Raw genomic sequence first — 15,984 nt, forward strand, 5'->3', positions numbered from 1 at the left:
CTGCGCGCGGGACGGCGCCGGAGCCCTTGGGCTCCGGCGCCGGCGGCCGGGGTGGCTAGACGCCCGCCGCGACGTCCTCACCGGTCGCTCCGGCGACGGCTTCCGGAGCGGCGACGGCGGTGCCGGGGACCGTGTAGAACACCGACTTCTGCTGCCGTTCGCGCTCCACGTCCCCCGTCGAGACGAGGGACTCCAGCGCGTTGCGCACCACCTGGGTGCTGGCGGCGCGCTCGGGGTGCGCCTCCTCCAGCTCCTTGGTGACCTCGCCGGCCGTCCGCGGCTCGTGGTGCTGGGCCAGGAGCCCCAGGACGAGATCCCGGCGCGTGGGCCCGGTCCTCCGGCCGTTCGCCGCCGGCTTCTCGGCTGCCTTCGCCTCCGGCGCGGGGGCGGACTTGGCGCGCGCCGCCTTCGCCTTGCGGGCGCGCTGGCCGGCGGCGGCCTTCTTCGCCCGGCGCGGCCGGGGCACGGCCTGCGGAGCGGCGTCCGGCGCCGGGGCGTCACCCTCGGCCGGCGATTCTGCCGAGGCGTCGTCGGCCGTGACATCGGCCTGAGTGTCGGCCCGGGTATCGGCCTGCAGAGTGGCCGGGGCGCCGGCCGTCGGCCCGGCCTCGGCGGGCCGCTCGCCCCGTCCCGTGCCCGGGGCCGTGGTGACCGCGCCCCGCATCGTGGACAGCCACGCGGCCTCGGTCTCCAACCGCTCCAGGCGTGCCCGCAGTTCCGCGATGCTCGAGCGGATCGCCTCCCGCTCCTTGGTGTTGTTCTCCAGGTCGGCGGCGAACCGCGCCGCGTACCGCTCCTGGATGTTGGTGTCGCCGGATTCGTCGGTCACTGCAGCTCGCTCTCCTCGTAGCCGGTGTTGCTGCGGGATGTTACTCAGCCCGACCAGCCCGCGAGCGGGGTTGACCGAGGTACACCCCCTTTTTCCGGCACGATGGTGTCATCCTTGACGGTTCTTCACCATGGCGCCGCCGGTATCAGGCCCGGTGGGCGTCGGAGCGCGACCGTTCCAGGGTGAAGGTGTCGACCGGAGTGAGGTCGCCGTGGGGCCCACCGAACGTGTAGTACGTGACCCGGATGCGGGTCCGGCCCTCGTGGCGGTCGCCCGGGTCGACGTCGAAGGCCGCGAACCCGTGGGTGTACTTGTGGTCCCGCACGGCGGCCCAAGGAGCGTCCTCGGTGACGTACACCGGCTCCTTGTGACCGGAGGACGTCACCTTGTCGCTCAGGCCCATGATGACCCGGGCCTGCGGGGTGTCGAACATGTCGTCCTGCGTGGTGGCGATGTTCCCGCCCGCGCCGATGACCATGTGGACGGTCCCCTTGCCGGTGTCGATCACATCGGTCCGGGTCGACACCGGGATGGGGGTGCGCGCGTCGTTCGGGAGCGTGCCGCGCAGGGGGTGCGAACGCTCGTAGTGGTGCTCGTGACCGCAGACGACCAGGTCGACGCCGTACTGGTCGAACAGCGGGCCCCACGCCTCGCGGATCCCCAGGTCGCTGCCCGCCGACCGGGTGCTGGAGATCATCGGCTGGTGCATGCACACCACGATCCAGTCGACGCCGCGGTCGGCGCGCGCCGCCTTCAACTCGCGCTCCAGCCAGCGGCGCTGGGCGCCCCCGGAATAGCCGTGGATGTAGGTGTCGCCGCCGTCCTGGAGCGCCACCTCGTCGTTGGCGAGGCTGATGAAGCGCACCGCGCCGACGGTGAACGCGTACCACATGCCCCGGGTCTCCTCGTCCGAGGCGGCGGACGAGCCCGGCAGCGAGAAGTACGTCTGGTAGCCGGCGGCGCCGATGGGCCCGTTGCCCTTCTCGTTCTCGTGGTTGCCCGCGCACGGCATCCAGGGGCGCAGCCGCGTGGAGCGGCTGTTGTTGATGAACCAGTCCGCCCACGTCGCCGGCCGGCTCGTGCCCCACGCGCCCGCGACGGACGCGTAGCAGAGGTCGCCGTTGATCAGGTTGAACAGCGGGGCGACCCGCTCCACGGCGGAGACGATGTCCGCGGACGCCGGCGAGCCGACCTGGCTGCTGGAGTACAGCGGGAAACGGTTGACGGGGGAGGGGACGCCGTCCGGGAGGTGGATGACCCGGCGGAGGTTGGGGGTCGCCTGGTCACCGAAACTGGTGAAGGTGAAGGCGCTGCGGCCGCGCGGCGCGGTGGTGAACGATCCGGTCTCCGGGGTCGCGCCGTCGTGGCCGGCCGAGTACAGGTAGGTGGTCGCCGGGCGGAGGCCGGTGAGCCGGGCGTGGTGGACGTACACCTCCTCCTTCGACAGCGCGTCCCGGTACGTCCTCGTCTCGGCCTCGGCCACCCGCCCGTGCCCGCCGTCGGGCGAACCCAGCCGCACCTGCGGCCGGCGCACGGACTGCGGAGTGATCCAGGAGACGGTCATCTCGGTGGCGGGATCGGTGCCGAACTGGAGATGCACCCCCAGCACGCCGGGCGCCCCCAGCCGGTGGGGCCTGGACTGCAACAGCGGGCCGGTGGAGGGCTGTCCGGCGGGGGCCGTCGCCGGGGCCTGCGCGGCGGCGGCCTCCCCGGCGGCACCGACGACCGAGGCCGCCGCCGCGGCGGAGGAACCCTTGAGCACGGATCTGCGACTGACCGCCATGGAACGCCCTTTTCCGGTGGGGAGGTTGTGAGAGAGGGGCACTGTAGGCGATCGGCGCCGGTCCGAACCGTGATCGTGATCACGACAATACGAGGAATGTACCCGTCCGTTGTCAGGACTTGACGGGAGCCCGCACGCGCAGCAGCTCGACGAAGGCGCGCATCCACGCCGGGTGGTCCGGCCACGCCCGGGCGGAGACGAGGTTGCCGTCCACCACGGCCTCCGCGTCCACGAACGTGCCGCCCGCCAGCCGCACCTCGGGCGCGCAGGCCGGATAAGCGGCCGTACGACGCCCGTCGAGCACCCCGGCCGCCGCCAGGGCCAGCGCGCCGTGGCAGATCTGCGCGACGGGCTTGGCGGCGGTGAAGAAGTGCCGCACGATCCGCAGGAAGTCCTCGTCCAGCCGCAGATACTCGGGCGCCCGACCGCCGGGGATCACCAGGGCCGCGTACCCGTCCGGCTCCACGTCCGCGAACGCGACGTCGGCGTTCCAGGAGTGCCCGGGGTTCTCGGTGTACGTGTCGAAGCCGTCCGTGAAGTCGTGCACCACGAACTGGAGCTTCTTCACGGACGGCGCGGCGATGTCCACCTCGTACCCCTCCTCCAGCAGCCGCTGGTAGGGGTAGAGGACCTCCAGGTCCTCGGCGGCGTCGCCGGTGACGATCAGGACCTTGGGCATGAGGTGCTCCTTCGGCTCGCGGTTCGCGTGGGACGGCCGGGTATGCCTACCCGGCCGCGCCGACGGGGACGCCTGGGGGAGGGGATCGTGTCACCGGGCCGGAACGGCAAACCGGCCCGGCCCGGTCCGCTCAGCGGAACGACGGTCGCCGGCCGTCGCTCCCGCCGCTACGTTCAATCCCGTCCACACGCCCCCAGGGGACGGGAGTGCCCGGTGAAGGAAAACAGCGGTGGCGGCCCCACGGACATCATCTGGGAGATCACCTACGCGTGCCCCCTGCGATGTACGCACTGCTACTCGGAGTCCGGCAGACGGCCGTCCCGGCACCTCAAGGGCGAGCGGCTCCTGGAGCTGACCGACGCCCTGATCGCCCTGCGCCCCCGGAACGTCGTCCTGGCGGGCGGCGAACCCCTCGTGGTGAACGGCGTCCTCGACATCGCCCGGCGCTTCACCGACGCCGGCGTGCGGACCGCCCTCTACACCAGCGGCTGGAACGTCGACCGGGCGAAGGCCGAAGCCATCCTGACGACCTTTCAACGCGTCGCCGTGAGCCTCGACGGCACCACGCCCGAGGTCCACAACCGCATCCGGGGCCGCGACCGCTCCTTCGACCGGGCCATGAACGCGCTGCGCTTCCTTGACGAGGCCTCCCGCGAGCTCACCGCCCAAGGCGTCGCCCACGGCACGTTCGGCATCGACTGCTCCGTGATGCGCGGCAACCTCGATCAGCTCGACGAGTTCTGCACCCGGATCGCCCCGCTCCTCCCCGCGATGCGCACCCTCGTCTTCGGTCTGACCGTACCCGGAGGGCTCGCCAGCCGCGAGGAGTTCGCCGAGCACGAACTCCTCGACGACGAGCAGGTCGCCCGGCTGACCAGCCGGGAACGCACCCGGCACCTCCGCTCCCTCGCCCCCGCCGGGCTGAGCGTCATGGTCGACGACAACATGCGGCTGCTCATGCGCCCCGACGACATCGCCGCCAACGGCGTCCCGCCCGTCCTCCAGGTGGAACCGGACGGCGACGTCCGCGCCATGTCGTCCTACCTGGGCACCGTCGCCAATGTGCTGCGCGACGCCCCGGAGGTCATCTGGGAGCGCGTGGCGGCGCGGTGCGCCGACCCCTTCGTCGTCGAGGCGCTCGGCGGCGTCCGCACCATGCGGGACTGGGCGGCGGCCGCCCGCCGCCTGGACCAGCGCTTCGGCACACCGGCCGACCGGGCCAGGATCGCCGCCCGGACCGCGACCGACCTGCCGGCCCGCCTCCCGGCCCGGCCCTGAGCACCGGCGCCGGCGGAGGATCCCGACCATGGCGCACACGACGACGGCGCACACGACGACGGGAACGGGCGAACACGCGGACACCACGCTCCAGGACCGCGTCCGGTCCGTCCTCGCCGCCCACCGGCTCGACGACTGGCACCTGAGACCCGGCGCCTTCTGGTGCTCCGTCACACCACCCGGCGGAACCACCCGCGTCCAGGGCTGGAAACTCCACCTCTCCGCCACCCCACTGTCCGCCGAGGCGGTGCTGACACGGGCGGCCGAGGTGCTGGCCCGCCACCGGTGCTCGTACAAGTTCGCCGCCACACCCGCCCGGGTGGCGGAACTGTGCTCGCGCGCCGCCGACCGCGCGGGCGGCGGCAAGTTCCTCACCGTCTACCCCGACGACGACGGCCCCCGCCTGCGCGCCCTCGCCGCCGAACTGCACGACGCCACCCAGGGACTGGCCGGGCCCGGCATCCTCTCCGACCGCCCCTACCGCCCCGGCAGCCTCGTGCACTACCGCTACGGCGCCCACCGAGGCGTCACCGTTCTCGCCGACGACGCCACCCGCACGGCCATGCTCAGGGCCCCCGACGGCTCGCTGCGCCGCGACCGCCGCACCGCGTGGTTCGCCCCGCCCGACTGGGCACCCCGCGACCCCTTCACCTTCACCGAGCCCACCGAACCGGGTACTCCCGCGACGCCCCGGCCCGTCCTCCTCGACGGCCGCTACGTCGTCGAGGAAGTCATCCGGCACGCTTTCACCGGCGGGGTCTACCGGGCCACCGACCGGCACACCGGCGCGTCCGTCGTCGTCAAACAGGGCCGCCCCCACACGGACGCCACCCTCGCCGGCCGCGACATCCGCGACGCGCGGCGCCACGAGGCCGCCATGCTGGAGGAGTTCGCCGCCGGCGGTCTCACGCCTCGTCCCGTCGCCCTCTTCGAGCAGCAAGGGGACCTGTTCCTCGTCCTGGAGGACCTCCCCGGCGTCACCCTCCGCCGCTGGGTCGCGGACCGGCTCACCACCGGCGACGCCGACCGGGGCCTGCCCCACGACCTCGTCGTGCGCCTGGCCCTCCGCCTGGTGGACCTCGTCGCGTACGCGCACGGCAAGGGCTACGTACTCCGCGACCTCAACCCCGCCAACCTCCTGGTCACCGAGGACGACGAACTCCGCCTCATCGACCTGGAACTCCTCGTCCGCCACCGCGAACCCATCACCCGGGCGCACACCCCCGGCTACGCCGCTCCCGAGCAGCGCGCCGCCCCGCCCGGCGCCACCGCCTCCTTCTCCTCCGACCTCTACAGCCTCGGCGCCACCCTCTTCCACCTCGTCACCGGCGCGGACCCGCTCCTCGCCCCCGACGAACCGCCCCTGCGCACGGACCGGCAGCGGCTGGGGGAATGGCTCGGCCACCTGGGCCGGGACGACCCCACGGCGCGCCGCCTCACCCCGCTCGTCCTCGCCCTGCTGCGCACCGACCCGGCCCGGCGCCCCGCCCTCGTGGACGTCCGCCGCGCCCTCACCGGACGGGCGGCCCGACCGACGGCCCCGGCGCCGCGACCGGACCTGACTCCGCTCACCGACGGCTGTCTGGCACACCTCCTCGCGACCATGGACCCGGGCGGCACGGACCGGCTCTGGCCGCCGTCGCCCTACGGCGCGACGAGCGACGCCTTCAACGTCCAGCACGGCGCCGCCGGAGTCCTCGGCGTCCTGGCACGCGCCTGCCGCGCCGGCTCCGGCCCTGCCGTGCGCGAGGCCACCGCCGGCGCCGCCGCGTGGATCACCCGCCACGTCGGGCGCGAGCCGCGCGTCCTGCCCGGCCTGTACTTCGGCCGTTCCGGCACCGCGTGGGCCCTCCTCGACGCCGCCGAGGCCCTGGACGACCGGGCTTTGGCCGACGTCGCGGCGGCGCTCGCCCGCCGTGTGCCCCTCGCGTGGCCCAACCCCGACGTCTGCCACGGCACCGCCGGCGCGGCCCTGACCCAGCTCCGCTTCTGGGAGGCCACCGGGGCCGGCGACTTCCTGGACCGGGCCCGCGCGGGCGCCGCCGCGCTGGCCGCGGCGGCCACCCGCCGCGCCGGGCGCCTGCTCTGGCCCGTGCCGCCCGGTTGCCTGTCGGACCCCGCCGAGGTCGTCCACTACGGCTTCGCCCACGGCACTGCCGGTGTCGGCGCGTGCCTGCTCGCCGTGGGCCTGGCCACCGGGGACGGCGACCACCTCGCGCACGCCGACGCCGCCGCCCGCACCCTCCTCGCCGCCGCCGACGTGACCGACGGCGCCGCGTACTGGCCCGCCGGGCCCTCCGGCGGGCCCCGCCGGACCACCTGGTGCGGCGGATCGTCCGGCATCGGCACGTTCCTGCTGCGCATGTGGAGCGCGAGCGGCGACACCGCGTACCTCGACGCGGCCGTCCGGGCGGCGGTCGCGGTCCACCGCTCCCGCCGGCACGCGGGCACCGCCCAGTGCCACGGTCTCGCGGGCGACGGCGAGTTCCTCCTCGACCTCGCCGAAGTGTGCGGCGAACAGCGCTACCGCGACTGGGCCGAAGACCTCGCCGGGTGTCTCCACGCCCGGCACACCCTGCGGGCCGGGCGCGTCCTCGCCCCCGACGAGACCGGGACGTCGGTCCACGCCGACTACGGCACCGGGCTCGCCGGCGTGCTCGCCTTCCTGCTGCGGCTGCGGGACGGGGGTCCCCGCCTGTGGCTGCCCCGAACGCTCACCGGCGCGGGCACGACGGCCGGGCGAGCGCCCACCGCTTCGCTCGGAAAGGGGGTGACATGAGATGACACATGACGTGACCGCCCTCCAGATGCTGGAGGCCGAGCCGACCGAGGCCGCCTTCTGGCCGTGCACGGACACCGTCGTGACCGAGGAGGAGTGAGCAGCCGGGCGCCCCGGCAGCGCCATTGACCAACCCCCCGGGGCGCCCTACGTTCGGCATGAGTGCCCGGTCGTCGAGGACCGGGCCCGTCGCGCTTCCAGGGGGACAAAGTGCACTGGTACGTGGACGTGCTCAAGCGATACGCGACGTTCAGCGGGCGGGCGCGCCGCCCGGAGTTCTGGATGTTCACTCTGATCAACTTCGTCATCGGCATCCTGCTGTCCATCATCGACTCCGCGCTCGGCACGAGCCCCGTCCTAGGGCTCCTCTACAGCCTCGCCGTGCTCCTGCCCGGCCTCGCCGTCGCCGCCCGCCGGCTGCACGACACCGACCGCTCCGGCTGGTGGCTGCTGCTCAGCCTCATCCCGTTCGTCGGGGCCATCGTCCTGCTGGTCTTCCTGGCCAGTGACAGCAAGCCCCATGACAACGCCTACGGGCCGTACGTCCCCGCCCCCGCCACCGCCTGACCCCCCGCCGGGCCCGGCTCCGCCGGACGAGTGCGGGGCCACGCCCCGCACTCGCGGACAATGTCGTCCATGAACGACACCGCCACGGCCACCGCCCTCGAACGCGTCGCCGGACACCGGCACCGGTTCAACGCCCGGTTCGAGACGTACTTCGACTCCCTGGCGGCCGACCTCGGCACCCCCGCGCGGAGCCGCTTCACCCCCCGCTGCCTGGAACTCCTGCGCGACCTCTCCCTGCGCGGCGGCAAACGCCTGCGCGTCGCACTCCTCCACGAGGCCGCCCGGCTGGTCACCACCGACGACGTGCCCGGCCTGGACGAGGCCGCCCTCAGCATCGAGCTGCTCCAGACCCACGGGCTGATCCACGACGACATCATCGACGACGCCCCCGCCCGCCGCGGCGGCCCCTCGACGTACTACGCCTACCGCGAGGAGTTCCCCCGGCACGAACAGACCGCCCTGGGCCTCGCCGTCCTGGCCGGCGACCTCGCCGCCTTCCTGTCCCTGCGCGTCCTCCTGGACGCCGACATCCCCGCCGAGCTGCGCCAGGCCATGCTGCGGGTGCAGACGGACGCGGCGGCGGACACGGTCACCGGCCAGATCCTCGACCTGGAACGGGACTTCGTGCCGCTCCCCGACGAGGAGCTCCTCCACACCGTCACCGACTACAAGACCACCCGCTACTCCATCCTCGCGCCCCTGCGGCTGGGCCTCCTGGCCGCGGGCGAGGACCCCGCCCACCACGACGCGCGGCTGCGCCGCTACGCGACGCTGGTCGGCATCTACGAGCAGATGCGCGACGACTACCTGGACCTGTTCGGCGACGAGAACGTCGTCGGCAAGCCCTCGGGCTCCGACCTCCGCGCCGGCCGCCGCAGCTACGCCCTCAGCGCCGTCCTGGCCGCCGCCACCGACGACGAACGAGCCGTCGTCGAATCCGCGCTGGGCGACCCCCACGGCACGTCGGCGACCGTCGACCGCGTCCGCGAGATCGCCAGGCACCGGGGCGTCGAGGACAGGCTCCGCTCGGACATGCGCCGCTACGCCGAGGAGGCGTCCGCCGAGGCCGCCTCGTGGCACCACTGGCGCGAGGAGGCCGTGACCTTCTTCGCCCGCCTGCCGCTGTGGAGCGTGGAACGCGCGCTCTGACGCTACCGGCTCTCCGCCTCGCTCTCCCGCCGCGCCGCCGTCCGGCGGGACCGGTACAGCTCGGCCGCGACCGGGACGAGCGACACCCCGACGATCACGGCGACGGCGGGGAGGAGGTAGCGGTCGACGTTCGGGATGGACGAACCGAGGGCGTAGCCGCCCAGGATCAGCCCCGACGTCCACAGCAGGCCGCCCGTCACCTGCCACACGGTGAAGGTGCGCGCGGGCACCCGCAGGGCACCCGCCATGGGGTTGAGCACCGTGCGCACCACGGGCACGAAACGGGCCAGCACGATGGCCTTCGCGTACCCGTAGCGCTGGAGGAGGACCTCCGCCCGCTCCGCCCCCTCGCGCAGGCGCGCCGAGCGGCCGTGGGCGAGCAGGGCGCCGCCCGCCTTCCGCCCCAGCAGATAGCCGCACTGCGACCCGGCGAGCGCGCCCACGGCCGCCGAGATCAGCAGCGGCACGAGCGCCAGCCGCACGCCCGTGCCCGAGGCCCCCGTGCACAGCAGGCCCGCCGTGAACAGCAGGGAGTCACCGGGCAGGAAGAACCCGATCAGCAGCCCCGTCTCGGCGAACAGCACGATGCCCACCCCGAGCACTCCGAAGGCGGTGAGGAGCGACTGGGCGTCGAGGACGTTGACGGCCAGCGGCGAGGCCGTCACGAGCGAGGAGGGGGACAACGTCACGGCCCTTTCCAGAGGACGAGCGGGCACGGCGGACCACTGCGCCCCGGCAGATCAAGCATGCCGACAAACCCGGTGACTGTCTACCGCGCTGTAGACGTTTCCGTCGTCCGTGCCGTGTCGGACGGCCGTGTCAGACCGGCGTGGCCTCGATGAGCCGGTACCTGATCGGGTGGGGGAGCGGGGTGATGGCGCGGAGGGCGAAACCGGCCGTGTCGCACAGCGCGGAGAAGTCGTCCGCGGTGCGCTCGCGTCCGCCGACGTTCACCATCATGTTGAGGTCGGTGAGGTAAGGAAAGGCGGAGCCGTCGCCGGGCACGGTGGCCGGCAGGACCGGCTCGACCAGCAGCAGGGCGCCGTCGTCGGGGACGACCGCGCGGATGTGCCGCAGGATCGTCGCGCACCGCTCGTCGTCCCAGTCGTGGATGACGCTCTTGAGCAGGTAGAGGTCGCCGCCCGCCGGGACCGAGGCGAAGAAGTCGCCGGTCTCCAGGGTGACGCGGTCGGTGAGGCCGTCGCGGGCGAAGCGGTCGGCGGCCTGCGCGAGGCCCTCGGCGCTGTCGTGGACGACGCCGCGCGGCCCGGGGTGGGCGCGCAGGATGGCGGCGAGGAGGGTCCCGTCGCCGCCGCCGACGTCGACGACGGTGCCGAACCGGCCGAAGTCGTAGTGGTGGGGGATGGCGTCGGCGGCCATCCGGGTGGCCTGGCTCATCGCGGCGTTGAACTCGGCGGAGAGCTCCGGATGCTTCTTGAGGTGCCCGAAGAAGTCCGTGCCGAAGACGGTGTCGAAGGTGGGCCGTTCCGTCCGCACGCTCTCGTCCAGGAGGTCCCAGCCGCGGAGCATCGCGGGGTCGGTGAACATCCGGGCCACGGACAGCAGGGAGCCGGGGGTGCCGGACCGCAGCAGGTCGCCCGCCGGAGTCGTCGTGAAGGTGCCCGGCGCGCCCTCGGCGAGCAGCCGCAGGGCCGCCAGCGCGCGCAGCAGCCGGTACGTGGCCCGCGGCCGGGTGCCGAGCACCTCGGCGAGGGAGTCGGCCGTGCGTTCGCCGTCGCCGATCAGGTCGAAGACCCCCAGCCGGGTCGCGGCACCCAGGGTCTGGGCCGCCATCTGGCCGAAGGCCAGCCCCATCACGATGCCGTGGTGCTCCTCGTCCGCCGCCGTGCGCCGTCCGTGGTCGTCCGGCTCGCTCATGCCGCCCCCTCCGTTGTGGTGTTCGCGTCCGCCAACTTTTTAGGTGAGCCTAAGTCGGCGCTCACGCGGTGGCAACGGCATTGATCCGAAAGGGATTTGAGGAATCAGCCGCTCCGGTGGTGGTGCTGGTGTGTGGGGGCGGGTTCGCCGCGGCGGGTGGCGCCGGGCGCGCGGCGGGCGGGGTGGTCGGCGCGACCGGCCGAGGTGAGCTGCCAGGGCACGCTGGTGACCATGACGCCGGGGGTGAACAGCAGCCGGCTCTTGAGCCAGAGCGCGGACTGATTGTGCAGCAGGTGCTCCCACCAGTGCCCCACGACGTACTCGGGGATGAACACCCCGACCACGTCGCGCGGGCTCTCGCGCCGGAGGGAGCGGACGTACTCGACGACGGGCCGGGTGATCTCGCGGTACGGAGAGGCGATCACCTTCAGGGGCACGTCGGTGCCGAGTTCCTCCCACTGCCGTTCGAGGGACTTCGTCTCGCCCCGGTCCACCGCGACGGTCAACGCCTCCAGCCGGTCCGCCTTGAAGGCGCGGGCGTAGGCCAGGGCGCGCAGGGTCGGCTTGTGGAGGGTCGAGACCAGGACGATGCCCAGCACCCGGGAGGGCCGGATGAGTTCGCCGCGCGGATCGGTGACGGCGAGCTCCGCGGCGACGGCGTCGTAGTGGCGGCGGATGCCCCGCATCATCACCCACAGCACGATCGCGGCGACGACGGCCAGCCAGGCGCCCTGGACGAACTTGGTGGCCAGCACGATGACCAGAACGAGCCCGGTGACGACGGCGCCGGACGCGTTGATGACCCGGGCCACCTGCCCGCGCCGACGCCGCACGGGGTCGGTCTCCGCGCGCAGTTCACGGTTCCAGTGCCGGACCATGCCGGTCTGGGAGAGGGTGAAGGAGGTGAAGACGCCCAGGATGTAGAGGTGGATCAGGCTGGTGACGTCCGCGCGGTAGAACCACAGCAGCAGCCCCGCGGCCAGGGCCAGCGCGATGATGCCGTTGGAGAACGCGAGCCGGTCGCCCCGGTTGTGCAACTGGCGCGGCAGATAGCGGTGCTGGGCCAGGATCGACGCCAGCAGCGGGAAGCCGTTGAAGGCGGTGTTCGCGGCCAGGATCAGCACCAGCGCGGTGGCGGCCTGCACCAGGTAGAAGCCGACGCTGTGCTCCCCGCCGAACACGGCCGCGGCGAGCTGGGCGATCACGGTCCGCTGCGTGTACGAGCCGCAGTCGCCGGGCAGGCCGGTGAGCCGGCAGGAGTCGTCGGTGATACGCACCTTGGTGATCAGCGCGAGAGCGGTGACCCCCACGAACATGGCCACCGCGATGACGCCCATGACACTCATCGTGGTGGCCGCGTTCCTCGACTTGGGCTTGCGGAAGGCCGGAACGCCGTTGGAGATCGCCTCCACGCCCGTCAGGGCCGTACAACCGCTGGAGAAGGCCCGCAGGCACAGCATGACCAGCGCGAAACCCGCCAGACCCGCGTCCCGCGGGTCGGCGGTGACACCGAACCCGGCGCTCTCCGACACCGGAGGACGGCCCACCGCGTAGCGGAACAGCCCGGTGACCACCATGATCAGCACGGCGGTGATGAAGAGGTACGTGGGCGCCGCGAAGGCCTGCCCGGACTCGCGCATCCCCCGCAGGTTCACCCCGGTGAGCAGCGCGACGAACCCGACCGCCATCAGCACCCGGTACCCCGCCAGCTCGGGCACGGCCGAGATGGTGTTGTCGACCCCGGACGCGACGGACACCGCGACCGTCATGACATAGTCGACCAGCAGTGACGCGGCGACAACCAGACCGGCCGCATCCCCGAGGTTCGTCGAGACCACCTCGTAGGAGCCGCCACCGCTCGGATAGGCGTGCACCACCTGGCGGTAGGAGAGCACCACCACCGCCATCAGAGCCACCACCGCGGCCGCGATCCACGGCGTGAAGTGGAGATACGCCATGCCACCGAGGGTGAGGACGAGGAGGATCTCCTGGGTGGCGTAGGCCACGGAGGACAGCGGGTCGGAGGCGAAGATGGGCAGGGCGAGCCGCTTGGGCAGCAACGTCTCGTGCAGTTCCTCGCTGCGCATGGCCCGGCCGATCGCCAGCCGCTTCAGGAGCCCCGTCATCTTGACCATGGCGAGAGCCTAAGTCCTGTATGACCGTCATATGGCGATATGAGGCGCTGTGCGCGGCGTGGCCACCTCCGGCGTCGTCCCGGCCTTCTCCGGGGGCGCGGAACCTAGCGGCGGCTGTAGGCCAGGAGCAGCACGACGGCGACCAGCGTCACGATCAGCGTGCTCGCGGAGGGCCACGACCCGGGGTCGGTGGCGCCCTCGATCCTGTCGCCGTCGGGGGCGCCGCCCCCGTGCGCGTCCCTGCGGTGCTGGTCCCGCTCCACTTCGGCCTGGTGCTTCGTGGAGACCTCGTCCCAGGTGATACCGCATTTGTCGCACCGGTACTTGTACACGGACACAGTGCCTCCCCCTTTCCGACGCGCTGCCGCGTCATCGCCGGGAATCCGTGGGGTTCCCGAACCCTAGTGCGGGCTCCGCGGGACCTGGAAGGCGATCGGGTGGTCTTCGCCCGATCGAGGGAGAACCCGTAACGGGACGGTGGGGGAGGTGAGCCTGAAGCGTCCACGGGGGCTCGCGCATCGAGCCGGTGCGCCGAGCCTCGTGCGCCGAGCCTCGTGCGTCGGGCCTCGCGGGCCGGGCCTCGTGCGTCGAGTCTCGCGGGCCGGGGCCGATTGTCAGTGGTCGCCCCTAGCGTTTCTCCCAGCTGACAGCCGGTCACCGTGACCGGCGGGAGAGGGGCCGAGCCATGTCCGGAACCAGGACGACCACCTATCTGGAGCTGTCCCAGGAGGGCGGCGGGGCGCACAAGTTCTACGAGGTGACGGTCGACGCGACGACCGTCACGGTCCGCTACGGACGCATCGGCGCCGCCGGCCAGACGCAGACCTCCACCTTCCCCAGCGTCGAGCGGGCCCGGGCCGCCGCGGCGAAGAAGGTCGGCGAGAAGGTCCGCAAGGGCTACGCCCCCGCCGTGCCCGGCGGCCGCGCCGCCCGCCCGGTGACCCGACGCCAGGTCGCCTCCGCGCCCTCCACCGCCCGGGCCGTGGCGCCGGTGCTGTGGCGGTTCCGCACGGGCGCCCCGGCGTTCGGCATCCACGTCGACGAGGACCGCTGCTGGGTCGGCAACCAGGACGGCGACGTCTACACCCTCGGCCACGACGGCGAGGTCCTCGCCCGCTACCGGCTCCCCGACGGCGTCAAGTGCCTCGTCGCGGACGACTTCTGGATCTACGCGGGCTGCGACGACGGCACCGTCTACGACCTCTCCGCCAAACTGCCCTTCGCCGCGTACCAGATCGCTTCCGACGTCGACATCTTCTGGCTCGACATCCACGAGGGCGTCCTCAACGTGGCCGACCGCGACGGCGGGCTGACCGTCATCGACCACGAGGACGAATACCAGTGGTCGCGCAAGAGCCGCGGCGGCCACGCCTGGATGGTCCGCCGCGACGCGCGCGCCGTCTACCACGGCCACAGTGCCGGCGTCACGGCCTACGCCCAGGACGGCGGCGGCGAGCTGTGGCACACCCGCACCACGGGCGCGGTGCTCTTCGGCTGGCAGGAGGACCACGCCGTCTACGCGGGCACCAACCGCACCGTCGTCCAGCGCCTGGCCAAGGCCGACGGCGCCATAGAGGCCACCTACGCCTGCGACTCGGCGGTCTACTCCTGCGCGACCGCCCCGGGCGGCCGCTACGTCTTCGCCGGCGACTCGTCGTCGTCCGTCTACTGCTTCGCCGCGGACGGCACACGGCTGTGGAAGCTCGGCACGGGCAGCGGCTCGGCCCTGTCCATGCAGTACCTCGACGAGAAGCTGTACATGGTCACCACCGACGGCTCCCTGGTGTGCGTCGACGCGAGCGAGGCGGCCATCGCGGCGGCCCAGTCCGGCACGGTGCCGACGCCCCTCGACATCAAGTCGGCCGCCGCCCTGCCGACGTACGCGCCCGCCACCACGGTCCAGAGCGTGTCGGCGGTGCCCGCCGGCGGCATCGTCGTCGAATGCGTCCAGCAGGGCGGCAGGCTGCGCGTCCACGTGGTCTCCGACGGCTACGACCCCACGTGGAACGTCCAGTTCCCGCGCGCCGTACGGCTGCCGGGCGCCCGCTATGTCGTCGAGGAGCTCTCGCCCGCGTCGGGCGGGTTCTACCGGGTCCGGGGCGAGATCAAGCGCGTCCTGTGACGGCCGGAGGATGAGCCGGGAAGAGGGGCCCGGCTCCGCTATCGTGCACACCGTATGACGAAGATGCTGCACCGGGCCGCCGAGCGGCTCTTCCCGGACGGCGCCAACCGGTACGGCGCCCTGCCCGCCCTCCTCGTTCTGCTGACGGTCGTCAGCGGAATCGTCGACGCCGTGAGCTTCCTCGGACTGGGCCATGTCTTCGTCGCCAACATGACGGGGAACGTCGTCTTCCTCGGCTTCGCCCTGGCCGGCGCCTCGGACCTGTCGGCCCGCCACTCCCTGCTGGCCGTCGGCTCCTTCGTCGCGGGGGCGTGGGCGACCGGACGCGCGGCCGGCCGGATCACAGCCAAGGGACGGCTGTTCGTCTCCGTCACCGCCGCCCACACCACGCTCGTCGGCGCGGCGCTCGCCGTGGTCCTCACGACCGGACATCGCGGCGGTGAGGTACAGGCAGCGCTCATCGCACTCCTGGCCTGTGGCATGGGGATGCAGAACGCTGTCGTCCGCAGGATCGCCGTGCCCGACCTGAAGACCACCGTCCTCACCTTCACGATCACCGGCCTCGCCGACGACCCGTTCGGCGCCCCCACGGTGCGCCGTCTCGCCTCCCTCGCCGCGATGTTCACGGGCGCCCTGTGCGGCGCCGCCCTCCACCTCGGCCCCGGGCCCGCCGCCGCGCTGACGGCGGCGACGGCGCTGCTGGCCACCGCCACGGTGGCCGCGCTGACCTGACGACCGGTCGGGCGCCCCGGCGCACGGGTGCCCGAACGGGCCGCGCATCATGA

General features: G+C 73.1%; 14 protein-coding genes. 7 read left to right on the forward strand and 7 right to left on the reverse strand.

Annotation, left to right across the window (positions count from 1 at the left end; genetic code table 11):
- Nucleotides 1–55: 55 nt before the first annotated feature.
- The 3 genes from EKH77_RS32115 to EKH77_RS32125 all read right to left on the reverse strand — a co-directional run bounded on the left by EKH77_RS32115 (nucleotide 56) and on the right by EKH77_RS32125 (nucleotide 3,291).
- Entirely contained in the window at nucleotides 56–829 is a 774-nt protein-coding gene (locus tag EKH77_RS32115; protein WP_126917679.1) for a hypothetical protein, read from the reverse strand.
- 145 nt (nucleotides 830–974) lie between these two features.
- On the reverse strand, nucleotides 975–2,612 hold the full coding sequence (locus tag EKH77_RS32120; protein WP_126917680.1) for a purple acid phosphatase family protein: 1,638 nt from the start codon (nucleotides 2,610–2,612) through the stop codon (nucleotides 975–977).
- A 112-nt stretch (nucleotides 2,613–2,724) separates the two neighbouring features.
- Nucleotides 2,725–3,291, reverse strand: coding sequence for a DJ-1/PfpI family protein (locus EKH77_RS32125; RefSeq protein WP_126917681.1), 567 nt, complete (start codon nucleotides 3,289–3,291; stop codon nucleotides 2,725–2,727).
- A gap of 213 nt (nucleotides 3,292–3,504) precedes the next feature.
- Here EKH77_RS32125 and EKH77_RS32130 point away from each other — a divergent pair, with 213 nt between their 5' ends.
- The 5 genes from EKH77_RS32130 (at nucleotide 3,505) to EKH77_RS32145 (ending at nucleotide 9,064) form a co-directional block, all read left to right on the forward strand.
- Entirely contained in the window at nucleotides 3,505–4,569 is a 1,065-nt protein-coding gene (locus EKH77_RS32130) for a radical SAM protein (protein ID WP_164737931.1), read from the forward strand.
- Between the two features lie 28 nt (nucleotides 4,570–4,597).
- Entirely contained in the window at nucleotides 4,598–7,348 is a 2,751-nt protein-coding gene (gene lanL, locus EKH77_RS32135; RefSeq protein WP_164737932.1) for a class IV lanthionine synthetase LanL, read from the forward strand.
- A 1-nt stretch (nucleotide 7,349) separates the two neighbouring features.
- Entirely contained in the window at nucleotides 7,350–7,448 is a 99-nt protein-coding gene (locus tag EKH77_RS33490; RefSeq protein WP_206279975.1) for an ALQxL family class IV lanthipeptide, read from the forward strand.
- Nucleotides 7,449–7,558: 110 nt separating this feature from the next.
- The gene (locus tag EKH77_RS32140) at nucleotides 7,559–7,915 is read left to right on the forward strand and encodes a DUF805 domain-containing protein (protein ID WP_126917684.1); all 357 of its coding nucleotides are present in this window, start codon (nucleotides 7,559–7,561) and stop codon (nucleotides 7,913–7,915) included.
- Nucleotides 7,916–7,984: 69 nt separating this feature from the next.
- The gene (locus tag EKH77_RS32145; RefSeq protein WP_126917685.1) at nucleotides 7,985–9,064 is read left to right on the forward strand and encodes a polyprenyl synthetase family protein; all 1,080 of its coding nucleotides are present in this window, start codon (nucleotides 7,985–7,987) and stop codon (nucleotides 9,062–9,064) included.
- Nucleotides 9,065–9,066: 2 nt separating this feature from the next.
- Here EKH77_RS32145 and EKH77_RS32150 read toward each other — a convergent pair whose 3' ends face one another.
- The 4 genes from EKH77_RS32150 to EKH77_RS32165 form a co-directional block, all read right to left on the reverse strand.
- A complete protein-coding gene (locus EKH77_RS32150; protein ID WP_164737979.1) occupies nucleotides 9,067–9,747 on the reverse strand; it encodes a DedA family protein in 681 nt (226 codons plus the stop codon).
- Between the two features lie 136 nt (nucleotides 9,748–9,883).
- The gene (locus EKH77_RS32155; protein ID WP_126917686.1) at nucleotides 9,884–10,942 is read right to left on the reverse strand and encodes a methyltransferase; all 1,059 of its coding nucleotides are present in this window, start codon (nucleotides 10,940–10,942) and stop codon (nucleotides 9,884–9,886) included.
- Between the two features lie 104 nt (nucleotides 10,943–11,046).
- Complete coding sequence (locus tag EKH77_RS32160; protein ID WP_126917687.1) at nucleotides 11,047–13,077, reverse strand: APC family permease; 2,031 nt, start codon at nucleotides 13,075–13,077, stop codon at nucleotides 11,047–11,049.
- 104 nt (nucleotides 13,078–13,181) lie between these two features.
- Nucleotides 13,182–13,415: a hypothetical protein gene (locus tag EKH77_RS32165; RefSeq protein WP_126917688.1), complete on the reverse strand. Its 234-nt coding sequence runs from the start codon at nucleotides 13,413–13,415 to the stop codon at nucleotides 13,182–13,184.
- A gap of 347 nt (nucleotides 13,416–13,762) precedes the next feature.
- Between EKH77_RS32165 and EKH77_RS32170 the strand changes: the two genes are divergently transcribed.
- On the forward strand, nucleotides 13,763–15,199 hold the full coding sequence (locus EKH77_RS32170; protein WP_126917689.1) for a WGR domain-containing protein: 1,437 nt from the start codon (nucleotides 13,763–13,765) through the stop codon (nucleotides 15,197–15,199).
- A 54-nt stretch (nucleotides 15,200–15,253) separates the two neighbouring features.
- Nucleotides 15,254–15,931, forward strand: coding sequence for a YoaK family protein (locus EKH77_RS32175; RefSeq protein ID WP_126917690.1), 678 nt, complete (start codon nucleotides 15,254–15,256; stop codon nucleotides 15,929–15,931).
- Nucleotides 15,932–15,984: the final 53 nt, after the last annotated feature.

The organism is Streptomyces luteoverticillatus (assembly GCF_003970715.1).
Classification (GTDB): domain Bacteria; phylum Actinomycetota; class Actinomycetes; order Streptomycetales; family Streptomycetaceae; genus Streptomyces; species Streptomyces abikoensis.